Below are 26,654 nucleotides of genomic sequence, written 5' to 3'. Positions count from 1 at the left end.
TCATCAGAAATTGTGAGGTGCAAGTCCATGGAATTTTGGCAGGGAGTGCGGCGGGTCGGGTTCGGGACCAAACGGCTGGCCGGCTCCGGCGGCGGGACCGAGAGCCGGACGAAGGCCGTCTCTCTGCTACGGCGGGCCGTGGATCTCGGGGTGAACCATCTCGACACCGCGGCTTTCTATCCGAGCTTCGCCAGCGGCGGCAACCACCGCAGCTTCGAGTCGCTCGGGTGGGCCAACGAGGCAATTCGTGAGGCACTCTCGCCATCCGGCAAGGAGGTGCTGGTCGCGACCAAGGTCGGTCCGCAGCCCGGCGGTCTGGCGAGACCGGACGAGCTGCAGGCACTCGTCGAGCAGGATCTCCAGGCGCTGGGGCGCGACGTCGTCGATCTCGTTTATCTGCGGCAGACCGGCCTGGAGTCGATCGCCGAGCACTTCGGCGTGCTGGCACAGCTGCGCGACAAGGGCCTGATCAGGGAGCTCGGGCTGTCGAACGTCCGGGCCGAACATCTCGAGCAGGCTCAGCAGATCGCGCCGGTCGTCGCCGTCCAGAACCGGTACGGCGTCGGCTTCGGCCGGGTCAACGACGACCTCATCCGCAGCTGTGGTGAGCAAGGCATCGCCTTTGTCCCGTTCTTCGCGCTCGCCGGCGCTTCCCGCGAGGCCGGTGGCGTGGCGGCCTCCGAGATCGTTCAGCAGATCGCCGACGCCCAGCAAGCAACGCCTGCCCAGGTCCGCCTGGCCTGGACCCTCAGTCGTGGCGACCACGTGCTCGCGATTCCGGGCACCAGCAGCGTCCAGCACCTCAGCGAGAACCTGGCGGCCGAATTCATCCACCTCTCCCCCGCCGACATCGCCGCGCTGGACGCCGTACCGTCTGACTAACCGATCTGGAGGTCACCGCGTGCTCAAGGCAGTCCTGTTCGATCTCGACGGCACACTGGTCGAACAAGAGCACGCGGCGGCCCGGGCGGTTGTCGAGTGGGCAGCGCAGTACGGGGTGACCGGCGCAGCTGTTGCTGAGCGGTGGGCAGAGGTCTCCGATCGGCACTATCGGCGGTATCAGCGTCGCGAGTTGAGCTTCGACGAGCAGCGGCGAGCGCGGGTGCGTGAGTTCCTCGGGCTGCACGGCGACGATCTGGAGATCGACGCGATCTTCGACGGCTACCTGTGGCGCTACGAGGCCGGCTGGCAGCTGTTCGACGACGCGATCCCCGCCGTACGACGGGCTCGCGCCGCCGGACTGCGCGTCGTGGTCTTCACCAACGGGAACTCGGCTCATCAGCAGCAGAAGCTCGACCGCTTCGGGTTGACCGCCGAGATCGATCGCTTCATCTCGTCCGAGGACCTGCCTGCCGGCAAACCCGATCCACGGGCCTTCCAGCAGGCGCTCACGATCGTCGGCGTCGACCCCGATCAGGCGTTGATGGTCGGTGACTCGTTGACCAACGACATCGAGGGAGCGCTCGCGGTCGGCATGGGCGCCGTCCTGGTCGCGCGGTCCGGCCAGCATGCCGAGGTCGGCGTCCGCCGGATCGCGAGCCTGGACGAGCTCAACTGGTGAACGACACCTCGGCGGCCTCTTGGACGCCGGCCGTGCGGCCTGGTGCCCGGTGGTACTGCCAGTAGAGGTTGGTGTGCGCGATCACCTTGTCCGGGGTCGGAGCGCCGTACTCGGAGAGGTCCTCGGTGGTGTGCGCGTCGGCGACCAACGTGACGTCGTACCCGCGGGTGATTGCGCCGTGCAGCGTCGAGCGAACGCACTCGTCGGTCTGCGCACCGGTCACGAACAGGCGGCCGATCCCGTCGGCTGCCAGCACCGACTCGAGGTCGGTCTCCTCGAACGAGTCCGGGAAGGTCTTCGGCACCAGCGCCTCCGACTCGTCCCGTTTCAGCTCCGGCACAAACTGCCAAGCCTCCGTCTCGGCCACCAGGTTCTCACTGGAGTGCTGCACCCAGATCACGGGCACGCCCTCCGATCGCGCGGCCGCGACCACCGTCCCGATGTTCGCCACCACCCGATCGCGCTCATGCGCGCCCGCAACCACCCCGTTCTGCACATCGATCACCAGCACCGCCGCGTTCGGCCGATCAGTCAACGTGGTCATGACACCCCTCCTAGGACAGTGGCAGGACAGTAACGCCTGCCACCGACAGTTTTAGGTGCGGAGCTGGAGGCGGAGGGTCGGGCTGTCGCCCTCGTCGAGGGACTGGGCCTTCCGGACGGCCGCTTTGATCGGGACGATGTAGTCGCCGTCCTTGGGGAAGAGCGACGTGTCCCAGGTGCTGGTGCCGATCTGGGCAGTGACCGGGATCATCCCCCACCCGTAGGAGACATGGGCCGACTCGGCTTCGAGATAGGCGCACTCTTCGTCGGGCACGGTGACGAAGTACCAGGGCGCCGGGCCACGCCAGAACCAGATCTCCGCGGTGAACTCCAGCTCACGCACCGTTACTTGCCTCCAGCAATCGTCGCCCGAGGGTCCGGGACGCCTCCTGTAGCTCGGCCGAGCCGAGAATCCGGTACGGCGCGCGCAGGTCCGCGAGCTTGGTCGCGTACCAGTAGGGATCGTCGGTGCTCGCCAGCAACCGCGTCTGCGCGGAAGAGAGAGCCTCGAGCCGGCCCATGCTGCGAGCGATCCAGTGCCGGACCTCGTCGACCGGAGCGTCGATGACGACCTCGATCGGATACTTCCAGCCCATCGCCAGATGCTCCTCGACGACCGCGAGCGGGTCGAGCTCGGCCGGAGCGCAGAACTCGCCGCCGGTCTCCTGGACGCCGATCACCTTGTCCACGCGCAGCACGCGCTGCGCCTCCTTGGCGTGTGACCAGCACAGCAGGTACCAGCGCCCACGCCGTACGACGACCGCCCAAGGGTCGACGTCCATCGACGCGACCCGGTCCGGGCGGAGGCCGTAGTCGATGACGACGCGGCGCCGCTCGGTGCTGGCGGCCACGAGCGCGGCGGCGATCGCGGGCTCGGGAGCGCGGATGCCGGGGTCGGCTGCGCGGGCGCTGACCTGGCGGATGGCGTCGGTCGAGCGGGCGATCGGTTCGGGCAGCACGCGGATGATCTTGCCGAGGGCGGTGTCGACCGGGTCGTCGGCGCCGCGTGGGCTCTCCAACACGGCCATAACCAGGCCGAGCGCCTCGGTCGTGCTGAACATGAGTGGCGCCAGTCGCAGCCCGCGGCCGACCCGGTACCCGCCGTACGGGCCGCGGACGGACTCGATCGGGATCTCGGCCTCGCGCAGGATCGCGACGTACCGGCGGGCGGCGCGCTCGGAGACCCCGAGCTTGTCACCCAGCTGCTCGGCGGTGATGCCGGGGCGGTTCTGGATCAGCTCGAGCACCGTCAGCGTCCGCGCGGTCGGGCTCACGTCATGTGCCATCGAGAAAAGGCTAACCGAGAAGCTAGTTGGACTCCGGGAGTGAGTAAGGTTCGGAGGTTCGACTTTTGGCTTCTAGTCCCAGGAAGTTCTCGTGACCACATCCCCTCCTCAGCCGCCGCAGAACCCGTACGGCGCGCAGCCCGGCAACTACGGTCCGCCGCAGGAGCAGTTCCCGCAGTACACCCAGCCGGGCCAGCCGGCACAGCCTCAGTACGGTCAGCCCGGTCAGCCCCAGCCCGGGCAGCCCCAGCCCCAGTACGGTCAGCCGCAGGCGCCGTACGGGCAGCAGCAGCCGGGCCCGTACCAGCAGCAGTTCCCGCAGCAGGGCCAGTTCCCGCAGCAGGCGCAGTTCCAGCCGGGCACCTGCCGGTTCTGTGGTGGTTTCCCGGCGGTCGACGCGACCGTCCGCGGCCACCAGGGCATGTTGATCGTGATGCGCTGGCTGAAGCTGACCGGCCCGTTCTGCAAGACCTGCGGTACGGCGACCGTGCGCGACATGACCGCGAAGACCATGGTGCAGGGCTGGTGGGGTATCGGCTCGGCGATCGTGACGCCGTTCGTGATGCTGTCGAACATCGGTCCGGCGCAGAAGTTCAAGCAGCTGCCCGAGCCGCAGCCCGGTCCGGGCCGGCCGATGGATCCGGGCAAGCCGCTGTTCAAGCGTCCGCAGGTCTTCATGCTGCTGATCCCGATCGCGATCATCGCGGCGATCGTGATCGGCAACATCACCACCACCTCGACCTCGGAGGCCGCGGTCGGTCAGTGCGTGGTCAACAACGGCACCGACGACAACCCGAAGGTGAAGGTCCTGGACTGCAGCAAGTCCGAGGCCCAGTACCGGATCGTCGGCAAGCTGGACAACACCACCGACGACAGCCGCTGTGAGCAGTTCCCCGGCTACGAGGCGTCGTACACGGTGCGCGAGCGCTACACCCGCTACACCCTCTGCCTCGGTTCGAAGTGAGCTGAAGGGCCCGGCCGAAAAGGCCGGGCCCCGCGGTGCCTTGCTGTGGCAGGGTGACCGCGTGACTCTCACCGTCCTCGGCATCGAGGTCCCGCCGGCGTTGCTCGACAAGTGGGTCGGCTGGCTGGCGCCTGACACGCAACCGTTCTTCCTCACCCCGCAGCAGGCCGGCGCCTGGGGCTTCGAGAACGACGACCGAACGCTCAGCCCCGAGGACCGCGACACCTTTCTCCAGTACGCCGTCGACTCGAGCGCCACCGTGACCGCCTGGCTGACCGAGGCCGAGTTCGCCGCGCTCGACCAGCCGATCCGGGCGCAACTCGTGCGGGCCCAGGTCCGCCACGGCCGAGGTTCGGTCCCGACGGTACGGCGCTGGCAGCAGCTGATCGGCCCTGCCCTCAAGGAACAGGCCGACGGCCACCGGTTCGTCTGGTGGAAGTCGCTGCTCGCCGATCATGCGGCCGAGATCCTGCCGGTGGTCGTCAGCGAGGACTTCGGCCCGAGCCGCCACGCCGAGGTGCGCAACTGGCCGGCCTCACTCCCCCGCGCCCGGCAGCTCGCCGGGACGTTCGCCGACGGCAGCGGACCGAACTGCTTCGGCACTGTCATGGCGGCCGCCGGGGTCGAGGGCGCGGACAGCGTCTGGATGTTGTGCGAACCGTTCGAGGAGTGGCTGGCCGAGCACACCGTTCCGGGCGGCCGCGACGACGAGCCCGGCACCGTCTTCGTCTGGCGCAACGACCGCCTTCAGCACGCAGCGATCACGATCGGCGGTGGGTGGATGCTGCACAAGCCCGCGCAACAGTGGTGGGCGCCGCGCAAGGTCCGGACCGTCGACGAGGTACGCCGCGCCACGCGGACGGTCGGGTGGCGGTTGTCGCGCCATAGGCTGATTGGGTGAGGCTACTGGTCACCGGCGCGGCCGGCCTGCTCGGCCGCGAAGTGGTGCGCCTGGCCGACCACGACGTGGTGCCCACGTATCACTCGACCCCGGTCGAGGGCGGCGTACGCCTCGACGTCCGCGATCGCGACGAGATCGACGCGGTGATGCGGCGGGTACGACCGGACGCGATCATTCACGCCGCGTTCAAGCAGGACGACTGGGTCACGACCGCGACAGGGCCGGCCAACCTCGCAGTGGCTGCTCGCGACGTGCGGCTGATCTTCGTCTCGACCGACGCCTTGTTCGCGAGCAGCATCGACTCGTACGACGAAGACGCCGTACCGTGCCCGACTACGCCGTACGGGGCGGCGAAGGCGGCTGCCGAGACCGCGATCCGCGCGATCCATCCGGACGCCCTGATCGCCCGTACGTCGCTCATCGTCGGATCAGAAGGCCGGTCGGAGTCGGAGCGGCTGACGCATGCGCTCGCCGGCGGCGGATCCGGGGCACTGTTCGTCGAGAACGTCCGCTGCCCGGTGCATGTCACCGACCTGGCGACCGCGCTGCTCGAACTCACGCCATCGGATCGCACGGGCGTCGTACATCTGGGCGGCCCGGAGGCGGTCAGCAGGCTGGAGCTGGGGCGACTGATCGCCATCCGCGATGGGCTCGATCCGGATGCGCTGCCGTCGGTGCCGGGTGCGGTCTCGCACATCCGGCTCGACAGCACGCGGACGCAGCGACTGATTGGGACCAGGCTGCGTCCGGTGAGTGAGTTCCTCAGACCGCTTCGGTCGTGACCGGCGTACCGAGCTCGACGGTGCGGCTCACCGTGCAGAGGCGGTCGTGCGACATCTTCACCGCGCGCGGCAGCGCCTCGCGGGCCTTGTCACCGTCCTCGCCCTCGGGGAACCGGATCGTGAACTCGACCGCCAGGTTCTCCATCCGGTTGCCCTGCTCGGCGTCGCGGACCTTGTCACCGCGGACGACCGCACTGAACTCGGTCGGTTCGGCGCGCCGGCTGACCACGACGTCGACGTCGATCGCCGAGCACGTCCCGATCGCGGCGAGCAGCAGCTCGACCGGGGTGAAGTCGGTGTCCGCGCCGCCGGAGCCGACGGTGATGCTGCCGCCGCGGTCGTTGGTCACCCGGTAGCTGCTGTTCGCCAGGCGCTCGAAGCCGACCTGACGCAGTGAGTCACCCATAGCCATCACAATCTGTTGCCCGCGGCAACGTCAGAGGTTCGCGAGCGCCTCGGCGACCGGGGTCTGTCCGGCCACGAGTTCGAGGGTGCGGCCGATCGCGGCCTTCGTCGTACAGAGCCCGGCGAGCGTGAGCGCCACGTCGTCGCGGCTGATACTGCCGCGGCCGGTCTGGTCGGCGATCAGGATCTGCCCGGTCCCGGGATCGTTGGTGAGGCCGCCCGGCCGCAGGATCGTCCAGTCCAGGTCGCGGCTGCGCAGGTCGTCCTCGGCCGCCTTCTTCGCGCGCAGGTAGATCGTGAACGTCTCGTCGTCGGTGAGCGTGTCGGCCCGGTCCGCGCCCATCGAGCTGACCTGGATGTGCCGCCGGACGCCGGCCTGCTCCGAGGCCTGCGCGAACAACGCGGCAGCTCCACGGTCAACCGTGTCCTTACGTTCGTTCCCGCTGCCCGGCCCGGCGCCCGCGGCGAAGATCGCGACATCCGCCTGCGCCAGCACCTCCGCGACCGCGTCGGCGTCGGCCTGCTCCAGATCCAGTACGGCGGCCTGCCCGCCGGCCGCGGCGATATCCGCCTCGTGATCGGGGTTGCGGACCAGCCCGACCACTTCGTGCCCGTCACCACTCAGCAGCTTGGTCAGCCGAAGAGCGATCTGTCCGTGTCCACCCGCAATCACGACTCGCATACCCCGAGCCTAGCTCGGGTCGGGCAGACTGGGTGGGTGCCGTATGCAACAGCACTTGATGGTGTCCGGATCGGTTATCAGGTCAGTGGTGAGGGGCAACCGCTGGTTCTGCTGGCCGGTCAGTCGAACAATCACACCTGGTGGGACCCGGTGCGGGCCGACTTCGAGGCGTCGTACCGGACGATCACGCTGGACTGGCGCGGTACCGGGATCAGCGACAAACCCGACGAGGTCTACAGCACTCCAGGCTTCGCCGAGGACGTGATCGCGGTGCTGGACGAGCTCGGCCTGCCGAGCGCGCATATCTATGGGACGTCGATGGGTGGGCGGGTCGCACAGTGGGTGGCGATCAACCACGCGGATCGCGTCGACCGGCTGATCCTCGGCTGTACGTCGCCTGGCCCGGCGCACGGGTTCGAGCGCAGTCAGGAGCTTCGCCGGGCGCTCGCGGACCCGGTGCGGGGCGGGCGGGTGCTGGTCGACTTGATGTACACGCCGCAGTGGCGGGCGGCGAATCCCGGTCCGTATCCGGTGCTGGGTGATCGCGACATGCCGCCGTACGCGAAGGCGCGGCACCTGGTCGCGAGCAACAAACACGAGGCGTGGGACCAGCTGCCCAAGATCACCGCGCCGACGCTCATCCTGCACGGCTCCGAGGACATCTTCAGCCCGGTCGCCAACGCCCAGGTGCTCACCAACCGCATCCCCGGGGCGCGCGCCGAGATCATCCGCGGCGCCCGGCACGCCTACTTCCACGAGTTCCACGCAGTGGCCAGCCCCCTGGCTCTGGCGTTCCTGCGGTCTGAGTAGCCCTACCCCCGGAGGATCGGGCGGAGGGCGTCGAGGACGGCGGGGTCCTCGATCGTCGAGGGGGCGGGTTCGTCGCGGCCGTCGGCGATACCGCGCATGGTTTTGCGGAGGATCTTGCCGGAGCGGGTTTTGGGCAGGCCGTCGACGACCGAGACGTCACGGAACGCGGCGACCGGGCCGATCTCGCGGCGGATCGCGGCGACCAGCTCGGCCTGCAGTACGGCGGGGTCGATGTCGACGCCGGCTTTGAGTACGACGAGACCTCGTGGCAGCTGACCCTTCAGAGCGTCGTGAACGCCGATCACGGCGCACTCGGCGACTGCTGGATGCGCAGCGAGGACGGCTTCCATGGCTCCGGTGGAGAGGCGGTGACCGGCGACGTTGATGACGTCGTCGGTGCGGCCCATCACGAAGACATAGCCGTCGGCGTCGAGGTAGCCGGAGTCGCCGGTGAGGTAGTAGCCGTCGTACTGACTGAGGTAATTGTCGACATAGCGCTCGTCGTCACCCCACAGCGTGGGCAGCGCGCCGGGCGGTAGCGGGAGCTTGATCGCGATCGCGCCCTCCTCCCCCGCCGGCTGGCGCTCACCGGAGGCGTCCAAGATCTGCACGTCCCAGCCCGGTACCGGCACGGTGGCCGAACCAGGCCTGGTCGGCAGCGGCTCGAGGCCGCGCGGGTTGGCGACGATCGGCCAGCCGGTCTCGGTCTGCCACCAGTGGTCGACGACCGGTACGCCGAGATGTTCGTGCGCCCAGCGGTAGGTCTCGGGGTCGAGGCGTTCGCCGGCCAGGAACAGCGTGCGTAACCGACTGAGGTCGTACTCGGCGGCGAGCTTCGCTTCGGGGTCGAGCTTCTTGATGGCGCGGATCGCGGTCGGTGCGGTGAAGAGTGCGCTGGCGCCGTGGTCGGCGATGACTCGCCAGAACGCGCCCGCGTCCGGCGTACCGACTGGTTTGCCTTCGTAGAGGATCGTGGTCGCGCCGACCAGAAGCGGTGCGTAGACGATGTAGGAGTGGCCGACCACCCAGCCGACGTCGGAGGCGGTCCACCACACGTCACCCGGGCCGATGTCGTAGATCGCCCGCATCGACCAGGCCAGCGCGACGGCGTGCCCGCCGTTGTCGCGGACGACGCCCTTCGGCTTCCCGGTCGTCCCGGAGGTGTAGAGGATGTAGAGCGGGTCGGTCGCGGCGACCGGGACCGGATCGACCGGATCCGCGTCGAGCGTGGCCCAGTCGAGGTCGCGCTCGCCCAAGTCTGCCTGGCAGGCGGGGCGTTGAAGGACGATCGTGTGTTCGGGTTGATGCGTGCTGAGTTCGAGTGCGGCGTCGATGATCGGCTTGTACTCGACCACGCGGGTGGGCTCGATTCCGCAGGAGGCGGAGACGATCACGCGTGGTGTCGCGTCGTCGATGCGGGCCGCGAGCTCCTTCGGGGCGAAGCCGCCGAACACGACCGAGTGGATCGCGCCGAGCCGCGCGCAGGCCAGCATCGCGATGACCGCTTCCGGGACCATCGGCATGTAGACGATCACGCGGTCGCCTTTGGCGACGCCCAGTCCGGCGAGCGCTCCGGCGAAACGGGCGACTTCGTCGCGCAGCTCGCCGTACGTGAAGGAGCGCGAGCTGCCGGTCACCGGGGAGTCGTGGATGAGTGCGACGCGGTCGCCGTGGCCGGCTTCGATGTGCCGATCGAGACAGTTGTACGACGTGTTCAGCTCCGCGTCGGGGAACCAGCGGTAGAGCGGTGCCTCGGAGTCGTCGAGTGCCCGGGTCGGTGGAGTGGTCCAGGTGATGGCCTCTGCGGCCTCCAGCCAGAAGCCTTCCGGGTCGTCCAGGCTTCGCCGGTAACTGTCCTCATACGCGCCCATGCCAGCATCGTGGCAGGGTTGACGCATGACGGTAAATGTCCAGGACGTGCAAGCAGCGGCAGAACGGATCACGGGCCGGGTACGGCGTACTCCGGTGATCGAGGTGTCACCGGGGATCGTGTTCAAGCTGGAGCTGTTGCAGCACACGGGCTCGTTCAAGCCGCGCGGTGCGTTCAACCGGCTGCTGCTGGCCAAGGAGAACGGTCAGCTCACCGGGCAGGGTGTCGTCGCGGCGTCCGGCGGGAACGCGGGGCTGGCGTCGGCGTACGCGGCGCGGGAACTCGGCGTACCGGCGCGGATCTTTGTGCCGGTCAACGCGCCCGCACCGAAGGTCGCGAAGCTGCGCACGCTCGGCGCGGAGGTGGTCCAGGTCGGCAACGAGTACGCCGAGGCCTACGCCGCTGCCGTGGTCGCGCGGGAGGAGACGGACGCGCTGCTCGTGCATGCTTTCGATCAGCCGGAGGTCGTGGCCGGTCAAGGCACGATCGGGCTTGAGCTGTTGGAGCAGGTCGATACCTTCGACACCGTTCTGGTCGCGGTCGGTGGTGGCGGGCTGGTCGCGGGGATCGCGACCGCGCTCGGCGACCGGGCCAAGGTGATCGGAGTCGAGCCGGTTCAGGCGGCTGCTCTTCATCGTGCGCTGGCGGCCGGGCAGCCGGTTGATGGTCCGGTTGGTGGTGTCGCGGCTGATTCCCTCGGGGCACGCCGGCTCGGTGAGATCGCGTTCGAGGTGGCGCAGCGCGAAGGTGTCGGGTCGTTGCTGGTCGAGGAGGAAGCGATCATCGCGGCTCGCCGCAAGCTGTGGTTCGACTACCACCTCGCCACCGAACACGGTGCAGCCACCGCCTTCGCCGCCCTCGACTCCGGCGTCTACCAGCCGGCCGACGGCGAACGTGTCGTCGTCCTGGTCTGCGGAGCCAACACCGACCCCACGACCCTGAGTTGAAGCGGACCGCCCCCACTCACCAACCTCGGCGGCACACCGCGCTCCACGCTCAGCCCACGACCTGATGGCGCCGTCCGAGGCACTTGGTGAGTGGCGCAGGTCCGCCTGCTATCTCGCCTTGGTCAGTGGGCGCGTCCGCTCGCCTCTACCTCACCTTGGGTTTGTCGTCGGCGAGGAGCCAGGCGGCGAGGATGCCGGCAATGGCGCCGAAGAGGTGGCCTTGCCAGGAGATGCCGTCTTGCGGCAGGAGGCCGCCGAGCAGGGCGCTGCCCCAGACGCCGATCACGAGGACCCCGACCAGGACCTGGCTGATCCGGCGGTTGAAGATGCCGCGGGCGACCAGGTAGGCGGCGTAGCCGAAGACGACGCCGCTGGCGCCGATCGTGATGGTGTTCGGCGGGGAGATCAGCCAGGTGCCGAAGCCGCCGATGACCGCGACCACCGCGGTGACGGCGGCCAGCCGGGCGGCGCCGCTGAAGGCGATCAGCGCCCCCAAAGTGACGAGCGGAAGCGTGTTCGAGATGAGGTGACCGAAGCCGAGGTGCAGGAACGGCGAGGTGATGATGCCGACCAGGCCCTCGGGGTCGCGCGCGACGATCCCGTACTGGTCGAGGCGGCCGTGCAGCGCGGTGTCGACGACCTCGCTGATCCACATCAGCCCGATCAGCACCGCGAGCAGCTTCAGCCCACTGCCGATCCGGGAGGTGTCGACCGCCCGCCCGGTCCGCTTCGCCGGCGTCTGAAAGCTCATGACTCAACGATGCCGTACGCCGCCAAGTCTCAAGGCGCGGCGGGCGCGGCGACAGCGCAGCGTGATCTCTGAAATACTCAAGGTGGTTGTCGAGTGGGGGCTTTGGGGGAACACGATGCCGATCGCTGTCTACGTGCTCGGGTTGAGCATTTTCGCGCAAGGGACGTCCGAGCTGATGCTGGCCGGTCTGCTGCCCGAGCTGTCCGACGACCTCGGCGTCTCGATCCCGGCCGCCGGTCTGCTGATCTCGGCGTTCGCGCTCGGAATGTTGCTCGGCGCACCGATTCTGGCCGTGCTCACGCTGAAATGGTCGCGGCGCACCGCGCTGCTGCTGTTCCTCGGCATCTTCACCCTGACCCACGTCGCGGGCGCCCTCACGCCGAACTACGAGGTCCTGCTCGTCACCCGCATCGTCGGAGCCTTCGTGTACGCCGGTTTCTGGTCGGTCGCCGCGGTCACGGTCGTGGCGCTGGTTCCGGCCAATCGCCGGGCGCGGGCGATGAGCATCGTCACCGGCGGTCTGACGATCGCGACCATCGTGGGGCTGCCGATCGGCACGGTGCTCGGTCAGAACCTCGGCTGGCGGGCGGCGTTCTGGACCGTCGCCGGTCTCTGCCTGCTCGCGACGGCCGGCGTGGTGCGGACGATTCCGCCCGGCCGACCGGATCCGGCGGCCGCGCCCAAAATGCGGGCGGAGCTGCGAGCTCTGAGAAGCCCGCGGTTGTGGCTCGCGTTCGCGACGACCGCGCTGGTGACGGCGTCGATCCTGGTCGTGTTCAGCTACCTCGCGCCGCTGCTCATCCAGACCACCGGTCTGCCGGCAGGCGCCGTACCGGGAGTGCTGGCGCTCTACGGGCTCGGCTCGTTCATCGGGATCGCGCTCGGCGGCCGGACCGCGGACGCGATGCCGTTCCACACGCTCTTCACCGGGATCAGCGGGCTGATCGTGCTCTCGGCCGTGCTCGCGCTTGCCGCCGGCAACCCGGTCGTGGCGGTCGCGACGATCTTCCTGCTCGGCGGCTTCGGTTTCGCGGTGAACCCGGCGCTCAACGCACGGGTCTTCAGTCTCGCCGGAGACGCCCCGACGCTGGCGACCGCGACCAACTTCTCGGCGTTCAACATCGGCATCACGCTCGGGCCGTGGCTCGGTGGGCTCGCGATCGACGCGGGAGCGGGATATCGCTCCCTCGGCTGGATCGCCGTGGTCACCGGGCTCACGGCCCTCGCGACGGTCGTGGTGGCTGCCTATCTGCCGGTCAGTTCACCGGACCACTCGGGTCGAGGTGCGACGGATCGAACTCGGCCGTCCGCTTGAAGACGTACTTGTTCAGCACCCAGGTGAGCGCCCACAGCGCGACCCCGAGCACCATCAGCCAGCCGGCGATCTTGTAGTCCTTCGTCGCCCGCCCGGACAGCGGGCTGGCCAGGTAGACACACAGGACGGCGCCGATCACCGGCAGCGCGGTCGGGGCCCGGAAGTGCTTGTGCTCGACCCGGTCCCGGCGCAGCACCAGGACGGCGACGTTCACGATCGCGAACACGCACAGCAGCAGGAACGCCGTCGTACCGCCGAGCGCGGTCAGGTCGGCGTACCCGATCAGGACGAAGGCGAGCGCGGTGGTGAAGAAGATCGCCACGTACGGCGTCCGCCGCTTGTGCAGGACGCGGCCGAGCGGACCCGGCAGCACCTTCTCGTGGGACATGCCGTAGAGCAGACGGCTGGCCATCAGCATGTTGATCAGCGCCGAGTTGGCGACTGCGAACATCGTGATCCAGGCGAAGATCTCGAGTGGGAACCCTGGTGCGCCGGCCTTGATCACTTCGAGCAGTGGCGCGTCGCCCTCGCTCAGCTTGTCCGGCGGCACCAGCGCGATCGCGGAGATCGCGACCGCGACGTAGATGACACCGGTGATGCTCAGGCCGAGCAGCATCATCTTCGGGAAGATCTTGACCGGGTCCTTGGTCTCCTCGGCCATGTTCACCGAGTCCTCGAAGCCGACCATCGCGAAGAACGCCAGCGCGGTCGCGGCGGTCACCGCACCGAACGGCGACTCCCCGTCCGGCACCTTGAACTCGGTCAGCCGCGCGGTGTTGCCGTCACCGTGGAGCAGCGCCCAGGCGCCGATCGCGATCACGATCAGCAGACCGGTCAGCTCGACACAGGTCAGGACGACGTTGGCCTTCACGCTCTCGCCGACGCCACGCAGGTTCACGATCGCGATCAGCGTCATGAACCCGAGCGCGGTGAGCATCAGCCACGAACCGTGCTCCTTGCTGACCCCGATCGCGGTGAAGAAGTTCGCCGAGAACGACTTCGACGCGCTGGAGGCCGAGGTGAGTCCTGAGCACATCACCGCGAAGGTGAGCAGGAAGGTCAGGAAGTGGATCCCGAACGCCTTGTGCGTGTAGACCGCCGCACCACCGGCCTTCGGGTACTTCGTGACGAGCTCCAGGTAGGCGGTCGCGGTCAGCATCGCCACGACGAACGCGCACAGGAACGGCAACCACACCGCGCCGCCGACCTGACCGGCGACCTTCCCCGTCAGCGCGTACACGCCGGTGCCGAGAATGTCGCCGACCACGAACAGCAGCAACAGGCCGGGACCCATGACCCGTTTCAGTTCGGGGCGATCGCCGGTCGCAGGCGCTGCGGTGGCGCCTGAGGTGTCGCTCATTGTGCCTCCCTGGATTCGGTGCGTCAGTGGACCATATCCAAGGGTGCTCCGCCACGCCCCGTTTGCGCAGGGCGTGGCCGGAAAATGCCCGCCCGATCAGCAGGTGGCGAGCATGCTCTGCAGCGCGGTCTTCTCTGCCGCCTGCAGGGACAGGCCGTAGGTGTGCTTCACCCAGATCCACTCGCGGGCGTAGACACAGTGCACGGCAGTGTTGGTCGGCTTCCAGGCGGACGGGTCCTTGTCGCCCTTCGAGCGGTTGCTCGAGGCCGTGACCGCGATCAGCTGAGCGATCGTGAGGTCGTTGGCGAACTGCTCACGCTTCGCCGTGGTCCAGCCGCTCGCCCCGGACTTCCATGCTTCGGAGAGCGGGACGATGTGATCGATGTCGATCGCCGAGTCGTCGGTCACCCAGACGGCGTCGTACACGCTGTACCAGCGGCCGGCCGTCGGCTCGCAGTTGCTGTCGACACTGACGCCGGTGCCATCACGCTTGAGAACTTCGTCGCGGGTGTCGCAAGCCCCCGAGACCGTGTGCCAGTGCGGGAACTTGTCGCGGGAGTACCCGGTGCTCGACCCTTCGGCCTTAACGGTCAGGGCGTTCAGCTGGGTGGTCGCCGTACTGGCACTCGGCGGGGTCGGCGGATACGCGAAGGCTGGGCTCGAAGCGAGCAACCAGACGAAGACGGCGGAGATCAGCAGGGCGGTGAGACGTCGCATCGGTCAGGCCTTCCGAAGGGCGGATCCCCCCTGACGTGCTGCCTCAAGCCTTCCCCGGACTGCTCAAACCGGAAACCACCCAGTGGTGAAAGGCGGGTGAACGCTCGGCCGAACCAGCAGCACCAGCACGGCGTCACACGACCATGCGAGACCTCGAATGGGACGGCTGCAGCAATGTCCGGGACCTGGGTGGCCTGGGGAGGATGCGGCCGGGTGCGATCGTGCGCATGGAGGCCCCGACCCTACTGACCGCGAGCGGGTGGTCCGCGGCGTGGGCGTACGGGATCCGCACCATCCTCGATCTGCGGCACGTGGACGAACGAGATCCGGATCAGGTGCCAAGATCGGCGGGGATCGCCGTTGTGCGGGTACCACAGGACCCTGCAAGAGACACCGCGTTCTACAAGCACTGGTCGCGGCTCGACAACCTGGCTTCGCCGCTCTACTTCCCCGCGCTGCTGGCGGAGTACCCACAGGTCATCGTGGCCGCGGCCCGGGCGATCGCCAACGCTGCGCCGGGCGGCGTGGTGATCCACTGCGCCAGCGGCAAGGACCGCACCGGGCTCCTGTCGCTGGCGCTGCTCGCACTGGCCGGCGCCGAGCCGCAGGAGATCATCGCCGACTACCTGCGCACCTTCGACCGCATGAAGCCTCGGTGGGACGAACTGGGCATCCGGGATCAGCTCACTGCGGTGACCGAGATCCTGACCGCCCACGGCACCACCGTCGAGGCGTCGCTCACCTCGACCATCGAGTCGTTGGCCATGCCTGATTTCCTCCTGGCCAACGGCCTTCGGCCCGACGAACTCGACGCCCTGCGCGCCCGGTTGCTGACCACCTGACCGCGTGGTCGATCAGTCGCGCTCGACCACGGTGAGGGTCCAGCCTGACGATGCCGGCTCCAGTTCGGCGTTCCAGCGGTCACTCACCAGCTTGTGCAGTGCCTTCGGGGTGCCGGGGTCCTTGCCGGACTCGAGTATGTGCCGCGCGACTAGACCGCGAGTGTGCTTGGCCATGTGCGACACCACCGTCCGTACGCCCTCGCGCTCGCGGACCACGTTGACCGACACCCACTTGGCCGGGCTCGCAGGACGCCAGGCGGCGACATAGGTGGAGGAACGGCAGTCGACGATGACGCCTTCGTGGCCAAGGGCAGCGGCCAGCGGCTCGCGCCACACTCCGGCGAGCGGTCCGTGGCCGGGCAGCGTCGTACCCATCGACAGCCGGTACGGCGGCACGCGGTCGCCCGGCCGGAGTGCGCCCCAAGCAGCGGAGACGACCAGCAGGCGGTTCGCCGCGCGACGCTTCGTGCCCGCGGACAGCGTCGAGTAGCCGAGAGCGTCGTACAGAACACCGGAGTACAGCTCAGAAACCGGTACGGCGGGCTCCGTGCGCCAGCGCGTGTTGCGCTCTACCTCGGGCCGCAGCGAAGCGCCGACGCCGAGTACGCCGTACGCGTCCTCGGAGGCGGACACCTTGGCGAGCGTCTCGAGGACCTGCTCGCGGACCGGGTTGAGCTCGGGGAACGACAGCGTGCCGAAGTCGACGGCGCGGCCGCGGGAACGGCCGGTCTTGCCCTCGGACGGCGGCAGGAGGATCAGGGTCACGTCAGCTCGTCCAGCACGGCGAGGTCCTCGAGTGTCGGGTTCCAGGTGCCGGCCGCGACGTTCTGCGCGATCTGCTCCGGGCTGGTGGCGCCGGCGATCACCGAGGCGACCGCGGGCTGCGCGGCCAGGCCGCCGATCGCGACGTCGATCATGGTCAGGTCGCGCTCGGCCGCGAAGGTTTCGAGCGCCTCGATCTTGTCGAAGTCGGCCTTCGCCAACCGCTGCGGCTGTCCCGCGAGCCGCGTGCCTTCGGGTGCATCTGCGCCGCGCTTGTACTTGCCGGTGAGCAGACCGGCCGCGAGCGGGAAGTAGGGCAGGATGCCGATCCCCAGGTGCTCACACGCGGGAACCAGCTCGTCCTCGACGTCGCGCTCGAGCAGCGAATACTGGTTCTGAGCGCTGATGAAGTGTTGGTGACCACCGGTCCGAGCGGCCCAGTCTGCGTCCACCACCTGCCAGGCGGCGAACTGTGAGCTGCCGAGGTAGCGGACTTTGCCTTCGGCAACGAGCTCGCTGAGCGCGGCCAGGGTCTCCTCGATCGGAGTGACCGGGTCCGGTACGTGCAGCTGGTAGAGATCAATCCAGTCCGTCCCGAGCCGGCGCAGGCTCGACTCGACCGCCCGGCGGATGTAGCGGCGGGAGCCGCGCACGCCCCAGTCCGGGCCGTTGTCGCCGTGCATGTCGCCGCCGAACTTCGTCGCGACGACCACCTGGTCACGCCGTGAGCCCAGCGCCTTGCCCAGCAGCTCCTCGCTGGAGCCGAGGTCACCGCGGTAGACGTCGGCGGTGTCGAACAGGGTGACTCCCGCGTCGACAGCGGCGTTCACGACCGCATCGGTTCGGGTGCCGTCGAGGCGACCACCGAAGTTGTTGCAGCCCAACCCGACCACACTCACTGTGAGGCCGGAGTCACCCAGTTGCCGGTACTCCATAGTGCTCATGAACGCAGCCTAGCCACCGCATACAGTTGCGGGCATGCCGAGTCTCTCCGTCGACGGCGCCCGCACCAGGGCCGCCGCACTCACCGTCCACTCGTACGACGTCGATCTCGACCTCACCCAGGGCGAGCGCACGTTCGGATCCACCACCGTCGTCCGGTTCGCCGCCGCTGAACCGGCCAGCTGGGTCGACGTGAAGCCGGACGAACTGTTGTCGGTGACGCTGAACGGGGACCCGGTCGACGTCGCCGGACTGACCGACGGGCGGCTCGAGCTGACCGGCCTGCAGGCCGAGAACGAGCTGGTCGTGGTGGCCTCGATGGCCTACACGCACGACGGTGAGGGCATCCACCGCTCGGTCGACGCGGCCGACGGTCTGGTCTACACCTACGGGATGTCGTTCCTGGACGCGGCGCCGCGGGTGTTCGCGTGTTTCGACCAGCCCGACCTCAAGGCGCCGTACCGGATGAAGGTGACCGCGCCGCCGGAGTGGCTGGTGCTGGGCAACGGCGCCGCGACGCAGGTCTCCCCCGGTCGCTGGGAGCTGGCCGAGACCAAGCCGCTGTCGACGTACTTCGTCACGATCGTGGCCGGGCCGTACCACCAGGTCACCGACTCCCACGACGGGATCGCGCTCAGCGTGGTCGCGCGGCAGTCGCTGAAGGAGGCGGTGGACCGCGAGGCGCCCGACGTCTTCCGGGTCACCAAGCAGGCCTTCGACGAGTACCACCGCATGTTCGGCTACCGGTACCCGTTCGGTGAGTACCACCAGGCGTTCGTGCCGGAGTTCAACGCCGGCGCGATGGAGAACCCGGGCTGCGTGACGTTCCGCGACCAGATGATGTTCCGCTCGGTCGCGACCGACGCCGAGCGCGGCAACCGCGCCCGCACGATCGTGCACGAGATGGCTCACCAGTGGTTCGGCGACACGGTCACCATGAAGTGGTGGAACGACCTGTGGCTGAACGAGTCGTTCGCCGAGTACATGGCGCACCGGGTCTCGACCGCGGCCACCGACTACCAGGACAACTGGATCGACTTCGCCTACATCCGCAAGTGGTGGGGGCTGCAGGCCGACCAGCGCTCGTCGACGCACCCGGTCGCGGCCGATCCGGTCAAGGACGCGATCTCCTCGCTCGACGACTTCGACGGCATCTCCTACGCCAAGGGCGCGGCGGTGCTGAAGCAGCTGAACAACTACCTCGGTGACGACGTCTTCCTGGCCGGCGTCATCGCGCACATCCGCGCCGCCGAGTTCGGCAACGCGACCTTCGGCGACCTGCTGGCCAAGTGGACCGAGGCCGGCGCGGTCGACATCGACACCTGGGCGCAGAACTGGCTCCGTACGCCGGGCCTCGACACGATCAGCGCGGTCCGGACGCCGGACGGCATCAAGCTGCGCCGGACCGCTCCGGAGCAGTTCCCGGCGCAGCGGCCGCACAAGCTGACGGTCGGCGGGTACGACGCGGACGGCAACGCCACGATCGTCGATGTCGTGGTCGACGCCGACGAGGTCGACGTACCGCTGGACCCGGCGACGCTGGTCGTCATCCCGGACACCGGTGACGACACCTGGGCGAAGATCCGGCTCGACGCGGACAGCCTCGCGAACCTGACCGCCGTACTGCCGAAGATCACCGACGGGGTGACACGGGCCGTCGTCCTGAACAGCGTGCGCGACTCGGCGGCGGACGCGGAGCTCGACCCGAACCTCGCCTTCGACATCCTGCTCGGCATGCTCGCCGGCGAGGCCAGCGATATCGCCGTCGGCACCATGGTCGGCTGGGCGCGCAGTCACGTCCTGGGCGGCTACCTCCCGTACGACGAGGGCCGCGCGCGCCTCGAGCAGGTGCTCGCGGACCGGCTTCCGGAGCTGGAGGCCGGCTCCAGCGTGCAGCTCGCCGTGGTCCGCGCCTACACGCAGTTCAGCGCGGACGCCGACCGGCTGAAGGGCTGGCTGACCGGCGACGGCGTACCCGACGGAATCACGATGGACGCGGACCTGCGCTGGCTGGTCACGCTGCAGCTCGCGCGGCTCGGCGCGATCGGTGACACGGAGATCGATGCGGAGCTCGAGCGCGACGCCTCCTCCGAAGGCCGCGAGCACGCGACGCGTTGCCGTGCGGCGCTGCCGACGGCGGCCGCCAAGGAACGCGCCTGGGCTCAGATCATGACCGACGGCGAGCTGTCGAACTACGAGCTCGACGCTGCGGCCGAGGGCTTCTGGCACCCGGCGCAGCGGGAGCTCACCGCGCCGTACGTCGAGCGGTACTTCGCCGAGATCCCGGGAACCGAGAAGTTGCGGACCGGGTTCGTCGTGGCGGCCGTGGCGAGCCGCAGCTTCCCGCGGTTCGAGATCGACGAGCAGGTCGTGGCGCGGTCCGCCGATCTGGTGGCCGACGACTCCGTGGCGGCCGGTATCCGGCGGTCGGTGGGTGACCGCGCCGACGACGTGAAGCGGGCGCTCGCCGTGCGTTCGGCGTACGGCGTCTGATTCGTAATGTTGACCAGGGCTCTGTGTCGCTGCGGTCACGGCGGGTTGTGACTACTGTGACTGGTGTGACGTAAAGGGCCCTGGTGAGCAGCATGAAGGTGATTTCGTGACCTAATCTCCACAATGACCGACCGGTACGGCGTGCCGGTCTTTGGTCAGGCCCCCGTCCCGGGAGAGACTGTCGAGAACCGCACAGGAGAACAAAGGCAATGCGCGAGGCGAGGCTCGTCGGTCTGAGCCAGGACGGCACCAAGCTGGTCCTGGCGATGCCTGAGACGGGTGAGGAGTTCGCCGTTCCGGTCGACGACCGGTTGCGTGCGGCCCTGCGCGGCGACCGTGCCCGACTCGGCCAGCTGGAGATTCAAATGGAGAGCGCGCTGCGCCCACGAGACATCCAGGCTCGGATCCGCGCCGGGGAGAGTCCCGAGGCGGTCGCGGCCGTTGCCCAGATGCCGATGGAGCGCGTGATGGCGTTCGCCGGCCCGGTGCTGGCCGAGCGCGACCACATCGCGAACCTCGCCCAGCGTGCCTCAGTGCGCCGCCGCGGCGGCGCCGACGCGCCGACCCGCAATCTCGGCGCCTGGGTCACCGAGCGCCTGCGCACCCGGCACGTCGACCCGGCCACCGCCGACTGGGACGCCTGGCGCCGCGACGACGGCCGCTGGCAGGTCCGCGTCTCGTACTTCGTCGAGGCCGAGGACCTCTCCGATCCCGATTCGGAGCAGAAGGAAGAGAAGATCGCTCTCTTCGCGTACGACGCTCCCGGGCGCTACGCCGTACCGGACGACGACGAGGCGCGCTGGCTGGTCGGCGAGCAGGCTCAGGTCATGCCGCCACCGGTGCAGCCGGTCCACCAGCCCGGCGAGCGGCGGCTCGCGGCTGTCGCTGACATCGACCTGTCGCTGGCGCCGGATCACGGAGCCGACTCCTACGAGGCCGGGTTCGAGGACACGATCAGCCTGCCGCGTCGCAACCACCCTGGGAACCAGCCGGTTTCCCGCGACACCGAGCGTGGCCCGCGCCGCGTGCACTCGGTCCCGAATCCGGATGAAGAGCCGACGCTGATCGACGTACCGATCGAGCAGCCGCCGGCGTTGCACCCGACCGTTCGCGCGGTCGAGCGGCCAACACAGCCGCCGGCGGAGTTCGCTCCCCCGGAAGAGCGCGCGGCGGCGCCGTCCAACCCGTTCACCGAGCGGCGCGACGTGCAGCCGTATCAAGAGTCGCGGAACGCTCCCGAGCGTCCTGCTGAGCCGTCGCGCGGCGAGCAGCCGCCGTACGAGCGTCCTGTGGCGGCGCCTCCTGCATCGCACGAGCGTCCAGCTCCGACCAGTCCTGGTCAGCCGACCTACGAGCGGCCGGCCGCGGTGCCTCCTGCGGCGCACGAGCGGGCGCCGCAAGGTCAGCCGACCTCCGCGCCTCCCGCTCAGCCGACGTACGAGCGACCGGCCGCAGCTACTCCCCCAGCACCTGTGCGCCCGGCCGAGCAGCGACCGACGCCGCGTCCTGCCGAACCGGGTCCGGCCGCCTCACGTCCTGCCGCTCCGCCGCAGCCCGGCGACGCGTCTCCGGCCGAGGAGGCTCCGGCCGCTCAGGAGCAGCTGCCCGCCGAGCCGGCTGCCGAGGCCGCGCCTGCGGAGGAGCCCAAGAAGAAGCCTGCCCGGCGCGGTTCGAAGCGTGCCAGCGTGCCGAGCTGGGACGAGATCATGTTCGGCAAGAAGGCCGACTGACGCGCTTCCACCGACGAACCCGCACCGATCTCCGGTGCGGGTTTTGTTGTTCCTACGGACAGTTGTCCCAGATCGCGGACGGTGTTGTCGCCACGGTCGAGCTCTGCCATGATCGTCCGCATGCAGAACCTGCTGTGTTGTTGCTGTTGTTGTCGCTGACGCGCGCCGTCTCCGGCGCACGAGGCCCTGCCCTTTCCCAGGCCCGCCCGCCGACACCAGCACCCACAGGATCCTGCACCCATGAACCTCCCGGCCTTCGCCGATCTCCTCGCGTCCCGCGGCCTTCGTCTGCTGCCCGGCTCCCACGCCGTACCGGTCGAGCTGCTCGTCCAGCTGCCTGACGCCACGATCGCCCGCTTCACCGCCCGCGGCACCACGCTGCAGCTGCAGCACTACCCCGCCGAAGCCCTCACCGCGATCACCATCGCCGCCGAATGCGGCTGCGGCGACCACCACCCCCAGACCGGCCCCGCCCGCGTCACCCTCAGCCGGTACGCCGTCCCCACCGACGAGCGCACCATCGACGGCGAACTAGCCTTCGGCTGGACGTCGCACGAGGCTGGCCTCCTCCGCCTGACCGACGCCGCCACCCACTTCTTCACCCTCCTCGAGTCCCTCCAAGCGCCAGCCCGCCAACTAGTCGGCGTCGCCTGACCTCGATCTCATTTCATGGGCCCGCCCATCGCGTTGTGGGTGGACCAACCGCATGCCGTGGGCGGACCCACACTCGCGTGGGTCCGCCCACCAAACAACGACGGACTGGTGGACCGTGTGCAGTGGACCGCACCACTCACGCGCCCGGCGGCCGATCCGTTCGACGGCCGGCCGGCAACAGCCCTCCGAGGCGGTTGCCCAATGGCGTAGTGCGGACCGCCAGGCCATCACAACTGAACCTGTTCGGAGAAGCGCCGCGTGAGACTCCGGCCAGCTAGCGATTGTGATGGCCTGGGCGTCCGCGCCGGCGGGTGTCGGTGGCACGGGATCGTGATGGTGGGGTCGGCCGGCGGGTGTCGGCTGATGCTCGCGGACTCCCACCACCCGGTTCGGCTGAGAATTTGCCAGGTCTTGAATTAGTAACACGCTTGGTTTAACTTATCGGCGCCTGCCCCTGTGCGCTTCCGGACCGCCACCTGGAGACCAGCATGACCAGACGTCTGCTTGCCCGGTTCCTGCCCGCCCTCCTGCTTGCCGGCGCGATCGCTGTGCCTCAGCACGCGCAGGCGGCGACCATGTATCCGAGTGGTGTGGGGGCCGATCTCGGCCCGGCGCCGACCACGCTGGGGGTGAAACCGGCGGCCGGGGACGACCCGGCTGGGTTGCGGACCGGGACCGAGCAGGGACGCGGCTACTGGCAGACCGATCCGGCGGCCGGCACCGGCTACTTGGAGTTCGACGTCGACCGGGACTACGTGGACGAGATCGGCACCGACGACGTCCTGGTGACGGTGACGTATCTCGACCGTGGGACCGGCAGCCTCGAGCTCCAGTACGACGCCGCCTCCAACCCGCAGGCCGACGCGACCGACGTGAAGCTGACCGGCAGCGGCCAGTGGAAGACCGGGATCTTCGAGCTGACCGGGATCGGGTTCACCAACCGGCTCGGGGACGCCGACATCCGGCTGTTCGGCAGCGCGGACATCACGGTGGCCGGCCTCCGCATCAGTACGGCGGGAGCTTCCGTCCAGCTCGGCGCGACACCGGACCAGGCCGGCATCAGCCCGCGAGCCGGTGACCGCGCCGAGAACCTGGTGACCGGCGTACTGGACGGGCGCGCGTACTGGCAGACCGACCGGACTGCTCCGGCGCCGGGGACGAACTTCTTCTACATGAACGTCTCCGACACCTACCTCTACAACAACCGCAGCCTGGTGCTGGTCAGCATCGACTACTTCGACGCGGGCAACGGGCAGTTCGGTCTGCACTACGACTCGCCGGGCTCGACGATCCCGGAGATGTTCAAGAACTCGGAGGTCGTTCAGTACGGCGACACCAAGACCTGGAAGACCTACACGTTCGCACTGCCGGACGCCGTCCTGACGAACCGGTCGAACGGCGGCGACTTCCGCATCCACAACGGTGATGGAACGGTCGACCTCAAGGTCGCGGCGGTCCGCGTGGCCAAGGTCGCGACCACGCTGAACGTGACCGAGGGCCTGGTCGATCTCATCAACGCGGCGACCCGCGTGGAGAAGGCAGCGCGCGAGGGCAAGCGCGACGGGCAGTACCCGGTCGGGAGCCGGGCGACGCTGCGGCAGGCGATCGAGGACGCGCGCACAGTCGCGACCACGCCGGGTGCGACCGACGTACAGGTTAAGGAGGCGCTCCAGGCGCTGCAGTCGAAGCTCGACGCATTTACTGCCGCGGTTGTGGACACCAACTTCGCCAGCACCGGTACGGCGTCCGCCAGCGGCGGCACCGGAGCGGCCAACGTCAACGACGGCGACCACCAGACCGCATGGACCAGCGGTCCCGGCGATTCGTGGTTGCAGCTCGACCTCGGCAAGGCTCGACCGGTCAACGATGTCCGGGTCGAGTGGGCGCAGGCCTACTCCCCCGACTACACCGTGCAGGTCTCGAACGACGGCCAGAAGTTCACCACCGTCGGCCGCACCGGATCGCCGGGCGGCAACCAGTTCAGCAGGACGCGGTTCGCCACGACCAGCGCTCGCTACGTCCGGGTCGTGATGACCGGCGCCGACTCCTACATCGTCCGCGAGCTGCAGCTTCGGCTCGTCCCGGTCGTGGCCCCGAAGCCGCGGCTGGTGGACACCGTGAACCCGACCGAGGACGGCGTGGTCGCCGACTTCGACGCCACCGCGTACGGCGCCGACCGCAGCGGGCGGAAGGATTCGACCAAGGCGATCCAGGCTGCGATCTACGCGTGCCAGGACGCGGGCGGTGGCACGGTGTGGCTGCCGGCCGGCAAGTACAAGGTGACCGACACGATCGAGGTACACGCGTTCTGCACGCTCCGCGGTGACCGCCGCGACCCCGACAAGAAGCGCGCAGGCGACTACGGCACGGTCGTGATCGCCGACCTGAAGTCCGGGGACGACGGCCCGAGCCTGTTCCGGGTCGGCGGGAGCGCCGGCGTCCTCGGCGTGACCACCTATTACCCGAACCAGAACGCCACCGACCCGGTCCCGTACAACTACACCTTCGAGGTGCCCGGCGGCGCCTGGATCGGCAACGAGAACTACATGATGTCGACGATCGCCGACATCACCATGCTGAACTCGTACCGCGGCATCGGCATCAGCACGATGCCGAACGACCGCGGTAACGCGCCGAGCTCCGGCCAGGTGCACGAGTCGACGACGATCCGCAACATCCGGGGGACCGCGCTCTTCGAGGGCGCTCGCGCCTACAACGGCGCCGACGTCGGCACCTGGGAGAACGTTGCTTTCAGCAACAGCTACTGGGCGTCGGCGCCCGCGGCGTACCGACCGCCGGCGCGTGCGGCGCTCGACGCCTGGACGCGGAAGAACGGCACCGGTCTGGCGCTCGGCGATCTCGAGTGGGATCAGTTCCACCAGATCGCGCTCTCCGATTACCACACCGGGATCCACGTGGTGGCCGGTCAGCGCGCGCAGTTCACCGGGAGCTTCGTGCAGCTGGACATCCGCCGCACCGATGTCGGGGTGCTGGTCGACGAGATGGACAGCCGCTGGGGCTGGCAGGTCGCCGGTGGGCGGATCGAGGGCAGCGAGCACGCGATCGTCAACAACTCGCAAGGCTACGTGAAGCTCACCGGGGTAGCGCTCTCCGGCGCTCTCGCCGGCACGATTCACCAGATGAGCGGGACGGCGCCGAGCTACACCCAGAGAGCGCTCCCCAAGCCGAAGCAAAGCCTGTACGTCGCCAATGCGCCGCACGGAATCGGGTACCTCCCGGCCGCCGACGCGACCAGCGCCGTACAGAAGGTGCTCGACCAGGCCGGGCGGAACGGCGGCGGCATCGTCTACCTGCCGGCGGGCTGGTACCGGATCAGCACGCACCTAAGCGTTCCCGCAAAGGTCGAGCTGCGCGGCGCATCCGCCGTACCGAACCGGGACCAGGGCGGCGCCAGCTACGGAACCGTGCTGCACGCCTTCGAGGGTCGCAACAAAGCCGACGGCACCCCGCTCCTCACGCTCGGCAAGTCAGCCGGTGTCCGTGGGCTGCGCGTCTTCTATCCGGAGAACAACCCGGGCAGCGCCGACGGCGTCGTCCCCTACCCGTACGCCGTCCGCGGTCACGCCGGCGGGAACTACGTCATCAACGCCGGCTTCCCGAACACCTGGAACGGCATCGACCTGCGCGGGGACCACACCGTCGTCCGCAAGGTCGCCGGAGCGTTCTTCGACCACGCCATCCACCTCGGCGCCGGCCGCGACGCCCGGGTCGAGGGTGTGCTCTCGAACGGCAACGCGGTCACCCGGACCGGCTACCAGCAGCCGCACTGGATGGACGAGGGCCGGATCTTCGAGCTCGTCATCGACAAGTACATGCGCAAGACCGCCAAGATCGTGACCGTCGACGGCACCACCGGCGTCACGCTGCTGAACGTCTTCGCCTACGGCTTCCACGACGGCCTGGTGGTGAACAGCGGTCAGGTCGACGCGATCAACCTGGGCACCGACAACCTCGGCGACGGCGGATTCACAGTCAAGGTCGCTGCAGGTGACGTGGCGGTGACGAACATCGCCCGCTACAACGGCGCCACGCTCGAAGGTCCGGCGCTGCTGCGGAACGTGATGGCGATCAACATGGTGCAGCGGAGTGTGAGCGTCACCGCGGACGGGAAGGGTGATGTCCGGATCGCCGGCAACGAGTCCGAGCCCGGGAAGTACGAACCGGGCGCGCAGGTGACCGTGACGGCGACGCCGGAATCGGATAGCGTTTTCCAGAACTGGACCGTGGCTGGAGCGGTCGTCTCGACCGACCCGGCGTACAGCTTCACCGTGAGCACGGACCAGATTCTGACCGCGCACTTCACCTCCCCGTAGGAG

General features: G+C 69.0%; 24 protein-coding genes. 13 read left to right on the top strand and 11 right to left on the bottom strand.

What is annotated here, in order from left to right:
* Nucleotides 1-27: 27 nt before the first annotated feature.
* Together ABZS29_RS22975 and ABZS29_RS22970 are read left to right on the top strand one after the other, a co-directional pair.
* A complete protein-coding gene (locus ABZS29_RS22975) occupies nt 28-882 on the top strand; it encodes an aldo/keto reductase (RefSeq protein ID WP_355464320.1) in 855 nt (284 codons plus the stop codon).
* A gap of 19 nt (nt 883-901) precedes the next feature.
* Entirely contained in the window at nt 902-1,561 is a 660-nt protein-coding gene (locus tag ABZS29_RS22970; RefSeq protein ID WP_355464319.1) for an HAD family hydrolase, read from the top strand.
* Here the strand turns inward: ABZS29_RS22970 and ABZS29_RS22965 are convergent.
* Genes ABZS29_RS22965 through ABZS29_RS22955 form a run of 3 tightly spaced genes read right to left on the bottom strand, consistent with a single transcriptional unit; the run spans nt 1,551 to nt 3,390 of the window.
* Nucleotides 1,551-2,105, bottom strand: coding sequence for an isochorismatase family protein (locus ABZS29_RS22965; RefSeq protein ID WP_355464318.1), 555 nt, complete (start codon nt 2,103-2,105; stop codon nt 1,551-1,553). The genes ABZS29_RS22970 and ABZS29_RS22965 overlap by 11 nt on opposite strands.
* A gap of 51 nt (nt 2,106-2,156) precedes the next feature.
* On the bottom strand, nt 2,157-2,447 hold the full coding sequence (locus ABZS29_RS22960; protein ID WP_355464317.1) for a DUF1905 domain-containing protein: 291 nt from the start codon (nt 2,445-2,447) through the stop codon (nt 2,157-2,159).
* Nucleotides 2,440-3,390, bottom strand: a complete 951-nt coding sequence (locus ABZS29_RS22955; RefSeq protein WP_355464316.1) for a WYL domain-containing protein — start codon at nt 3,388-3,390, stop codon at nt 2,440-2,442. The genes ABZS29_RS22960 and ABZS29_RS22955 overlap by 8 nt, the downstream gene beginning before the upstream one ends.
* 91 nt (nt 3,391-3,481) lie before the next feature.
* Here ABZS29_RS22955 and ABZS29_RS22950 point away from each other — a divergent pair, with 91 nt between their 5' ends.
* The 3 genes from ABZS29_RS22950 (at nt 3,482) to ABZS29_RS22940 (ending at nt 6,037) form a co-directional block, all read left to right on the top strand.
* Nucleotides 3,482-4,354, top strand: coding sequence for a toxin-antitoxin system, toxin component (locus ABZS29_RS22950; RefSeq protein WP_355464315.1), 873 nt, complete (start codon nt 3,482-3,484; stop codon nt 4,352-4,354).
* 61 nt (nt 4,355-4,415) lie between these two features.
* Complete coding sequence (locus ABZS29_RS22945; RefSeq protein WP_355464314.1) at nt 4,416-5,255, top strand: hypothetical protein; 840 nt, start codon at nt 4,416-4,418, stop codon at nt 5,253-5,255.
* Complete coding sequence (locus ABZS29_RS22940; RefSeq protein WP_355464313.1) at nt 5,252-6,037, top strand: sugar nucleotide-binding protein; 786 nt, start codon at nt 5,252-5,254, stop codon at nt 6,035-6,037. The genes ABZS29_RS22945 and ABZS29_RS22940 overlap by 4 nt, the downstream gene beginning before the upstream one ends.
* Here the strand turns inward: ABZS29_RS22940 and ABZS29_RS22935 are convergent.
* Nucleotides 6,018-6,443, bottom strand: coding sequence for an OsmC family protein (locus ABZS29_RS22935; RefSeq protein WP_355464312.1), 426 nt, complete (start codon nt 6,441-6,443; stop codon nt 6,018-6,020). The genes ABZS29_RS22940 and ABZS29_RS22935 overlap by 20 nt on opposite strands.
* Nucleotides 6,444-6,473: 30 nt before the next feature.
* Nucleotides 6,474-7,124, bottom strand: coding sequence for an SDR family oxidoreductase (locus tag ABZS29_RS22930; RefSeq protein ID WP_355464311.1), 651 nt, complete (start codon nt 7,122-7,124; stop codon nt 6,474-6,476).
* A 36-nt stretch (nt 7,125-7,160) separates the two neighbouring features.
* Between ABZS29_RS22930 and ABZS29_RS22925 the strand changes: the two genes are divergently transcribed.
* Complete coding sequence (locus tag ABZS29_RS22925) at nt 7,161-7,934, top strand: alpha/beta fold hydrolase (RefSeq protein ID WP_355464310.1); 774 nt, start codon at nt 7,161-7,163, stop codon at nt 7,932-7,934.
* 2 nt (nt 7,935-7,936) lie between these two features.
* On the opposite strand, the gene ABZS29_RS22920 is transcribed toward ABZS29_RS22925, so the two are convergent.
* On the bottom strand, nt 7,937-9,805 hold the full coding sequence (locus tag ABZS29_RS22920) for a propionyl-CoA synthetase (RefSeq protein WP_355464309.1): 1,869 nt from the start codon (nt 9,803-9,805) through the stop codon (nt 7,937-7,939).
* 25 nt (nt 9,806-9,830) lie between these two features.
* On the opposite strand from ABZS29_RS22920, the gene ABZS29_RS22915 reads away from it, so the two are divergent.
* Nucleotides 9,831-10,751 carry a threonine/serine dehydratase gene (locus ABZS29_RS22915; protein ID WP_355464308.1) on the top strand — a complete coding sequence of 307 codons (921 nt, stop codon included), beginning with the start codon at nt 9,831-9,833 and terminating at the stop codon, nt 10,749-10,751.
* Between the two features lie 145 nt (nt 10,752-10,896).
* On the opposite strand, the gene ABZS29_RS22910 is transcribed toward ABZS29_RS22915, so the two are convergent.
* On the bottom strand, nt 10,897-11,502 hold the full coding sequence (locus ABZS29_RS22910) for a rhomboid family intramembrane serine protease (protein ID WP_355464307.1): 606 nt from the start codon (nt 11,500-11,502) through the stop codon (nt 10,897-10,899).
* A gap of 115 nt (nt 11,503-11,617) precedes the next feature.
* Between ABZS29_RS22910 and ABZS29_RS22905 the strand changes: the two genes are divergently transcribed.
* On the top strand, nt 11,618-12,817 hold the full coding sequence (locus tag ABZS29_RS22905; RefSeq protein WP_355464306.1) for a Cmx/CmrA family chloramphenicol efflux MFS transporter: 1,200 nt from the start codon (nt 11,618-11,620) through the stop codon (nt 12,815-12,817).
* On the opposite strand, the gene ABZS29_RS22900 is transcribed toward ABZS29_RS22905, so the two are convergent.
* Both ABZS29_RS22900 and ABZS29_RS22895 read right to left on the bottom strand, forming a co-directional pair.
* Nucleotides 12,759-14,177, bottom strand: a complete 1,419-nt coding sequence (locus ABZS29_RS22900; RefSeq protein ID WP_355464305.1) for an APC family permease — start codon at nt 14,175-14,177, stop codon at nt 12,759-12,761. The genes ABZS29_RS22905 and ABZS29_RS22900 overlap by 59 nt on opposite strands.
* A 96-nt stretch (nt 14,178-14,273) precedes the next feature.
* The gene (locus ABZS29_RS22895; protein ID WP_355464304.1) at nt 14,274-14,894 is read right to left on the bottom strand and encodes an HNH endonuclease family protein; all 621 of its coding nucleotides are present in this window, start codon (nt 14,892-14,894) and stop codon (nt 14,274-14,276) included.
* 143 nt (nt 14,895-15,037) lie between these two features.
* Between ABZS29_RS22895 and ABZS29_RS22890 the strand changes: the two genes are divergently transcribed.
* Nucleotides 15,038-15,736 (top strand): tyrosine-protein phosphatase, encoded by a 699-nt coding sequence (locus ABZS29_RS22890; protein ID WP_355464303.1) that lies wholly within the window; start codon nt 15,038-15,040, stop codon nt 15,734-15,736.
* 12 nt (nt 15,737-15,748) lie between these two features.
* Here ABZS29_RS22890 and ABZS29_RS22885 read toward each other — a convergent pair whose 3' ends face one another.
* Together ABZS29_RS22885 and ABZS29_RS22880 are read right to left on the bottom strand one after the other, a co-directional pair.
* The gene (locus tag ABZS29_RS22885) at nt 15,749-16,501 is read right to left on the bottom strand and encodes a peroxide stress protein YaaA (protein WP_355464302.1); all 753 of its coding nucleotides are present in this window, start codon (nt 16,499-16,501) and stop codon (nt 15,749-15,751) included.
* Nucleotides 16,498-17,442, bottom strand: coding sequence for an aldo/keto reductase (locus ABZS29_RS22880; protein WP_355464301.1), 945 nt, complete (start codon nt 17,440-17,442; stop codon nt 16,498-16,500). Before ABZS29_RS22880 ends, ABZS29_RS22885 begins: the two co-directional genes overlap by 4 nt.
* 34 nt (nt 17,443-17,476) lie before the next feature.
* Between ABZS29_RS22880 and pepN the strand changes: the two genes are divergently transcribed.
* From pepN to ABZS29_RS22860, 4 genes are all read left to right on the top strand, one after another.
* Nucleotides 17,477-19,933 carry an aminopeptidase N gene (gene pepN / locus ABZS29_RS22875; protein WP_355464300.1) on the top strand — a complete coding sequence of 819 codons (2,457 nt, stop codon included), beginning with the start codon at nt 17,477-17,479 and terminating at the stop codon, nt 19,931-19,933.
* 209 nt (nt 19,934-20,142) lie between these two features.
* A complete protein-coding gene (gene sepH / locus ABZS29_RS22870; protein ID WP_355464299.1) occupies nt 20,143-21,663 on the top strand; it encodes a septation protein SepH in 1,521 nt (506 codons plus the stop codon).
* A 240-nt stretch (nt 21,664-21,903) separates the two neighbouring features.
* Entirely contained in the window at nt 21,904-22,317 is a 414-nt protein-coding gene (locus ABZS29_RS22865) for a hypothetical protein (RefSeq protein ID WP_355464298.1), read from the top strand.
* 488 nt (nt 22,318-22,805) lie between these two features.
* Complete coding sequence (locus ABZS29_RS22860; RefSeq protein WP_355464297.1) at nt 22,806-26,651, top strand: discoidin domain-containing protein; 3,846 nt, start codon at nt 22,806-22,808, stop codon at nt 26,649-26,651.
* Nucleotides 26,652-26,654: the final 3 nt, after the last annotated feature.

The sequence above is a fragment of the Kribbella sp. NPDC005582 genome, assembly GCF_040605415.1.
GTDB lineage: Bacteria > Actinomycetota > Actinomycetes > Propionibacteriales > Kribbellaceae > Kribbella.
This window is presented reverse-complemented; position numbering and strand designations above follow the sequence as displayed.

What these genes read in the sequence shown, in the direction of transcription:
- ABZS29_RS22975 (WP_355464320.1), top strand. Translation starts at nt 28, where the DNA reads ATGGAATTTTGGCAGGGAGTGCGGCGGGTCGGGTTCGGGACCAAACGG.
- ABZS29_RS22965 (WP_355464318.1), bottom strand. Translation starts at nt 2,105, where the DNA reads ATGACCACGTTGACTGATCGGCCGAACGCGGCGGTGCTGGTGATCGAT.
- ABZS29_RS22955 (WP_355464316.1), bottom strand. Translation starts at nt 3,390, where the DNA reads ATGGCACATGACGTGAGCCCGACCGCGCGGACGCTGACGGTGCTCGAG.
- ABZS29_RS22935 (WP_355464312.1), bottom strand. Translation starts at nt 6,443, where the DNA reads ATGGGTGACTCACTGCGTCAGGTCGGCTTCGAGCGCCTGGCGAACAGC.
- ABZS29_RS22930 (WP_355464311.1), bottom strand. Translation starts at nt 7,124, where the DNA reads ATGCGAGTCGTGATTGCGGGTGGACACGGACAGATCGCTCTTCGGCTG.
- ABZS29_RS22920 (WP_355464309.1), bottom strand. Translation starts at nt 9,805, where the DNA reads ATGGGCGCGTATGAGGACAGTTACCGGCGAAGCCTGGACGACCCGGAA.
- ABZS29_RS22915 (WP_355464308.1), top strand. Translation starts at nt 9,831, where the DNA reads ATGACGGTAAATGTCCAGGACGTGCAAGCAGCGGCAGAACGGATCACG.
- ABZS29_RS22910 (WP_355464307.1), bottom strand. Translation starts at nt 11,502, where the DNA reads ATGAGCTTTCAGACGCCGGCGAAGCGGACCGGGCGGGCGGTCGACACC.
- ABZS29_RS22905 (WP_355464306.1), top strand. Translation starts at nt 11,618, where the DNA reads ATGCCGATCGCTGTCTACGTGCTCGGGTTGAGCATTTTCGCGCAAGGG.
- ABZS29_RS22900 (WP_355464305.1), bottom strand. Translation starts at nt 14,177, where the DNA reads ATGAGCGACACCTCAGGCGCCACCGCAGCGCCTGCGACCGGCGATCGC.
- ABZS29_RS22895 (WP_355464304.1), bottom strand. Translation starts at nt 14,894, where the DNA reads ATGCGACGTCTCACCGCCCTGCTGATCTCCGCCGTCTTCGTCTGGTTG.
- ABZS29_RS22890 (WP_355464303.1), top strand. Translation starts at nt 15,038, where the DNA reads ATGCGAGACCTCGAATGGGACGGCTGCAGCAATGTCCGGGACCTGGGT.
- ABZS29_RS22880 (WP_355464301.1), bottom strand. Translation starts at nt 17,442, where the DNA reads ATGAGCACTATGGAGTACCGGCAACTGGGTGACTCCGGCCTCACAGTG.
- pepN (WP_355464300.1), top strand. Translation starts at nt 17,477, where the DNA reads ATGCCGAGTCTCTCCGTCGACGGCGCCCGCACCAGGGCCGCCGCACTC.
- sepH (WP_355464299.1), top strand. Translation starts at nt 20,143, where the DNA reads ATGCGCGAGGCGAGGCTCGTCGGTCTGAGCCAGGACGGCACCAAGCTG.
- ABZS29_RS22865 (WP_355464298.1), top strand. Translation starts at nt 21,904, where the DNA reads ATGAACCTCCCGGCCTTCGCCGATCTCCTCGCGTCCCGCGGCCTTCGT.
- ABZS29_RS22860 (WP_355464297.1), top strand. Translation starts at nt 22,806, where the DNA reads ATGACCAGACGTCTGCTTGCCCGGTTCCTGCCCGCCCTCCTGCTTGCC.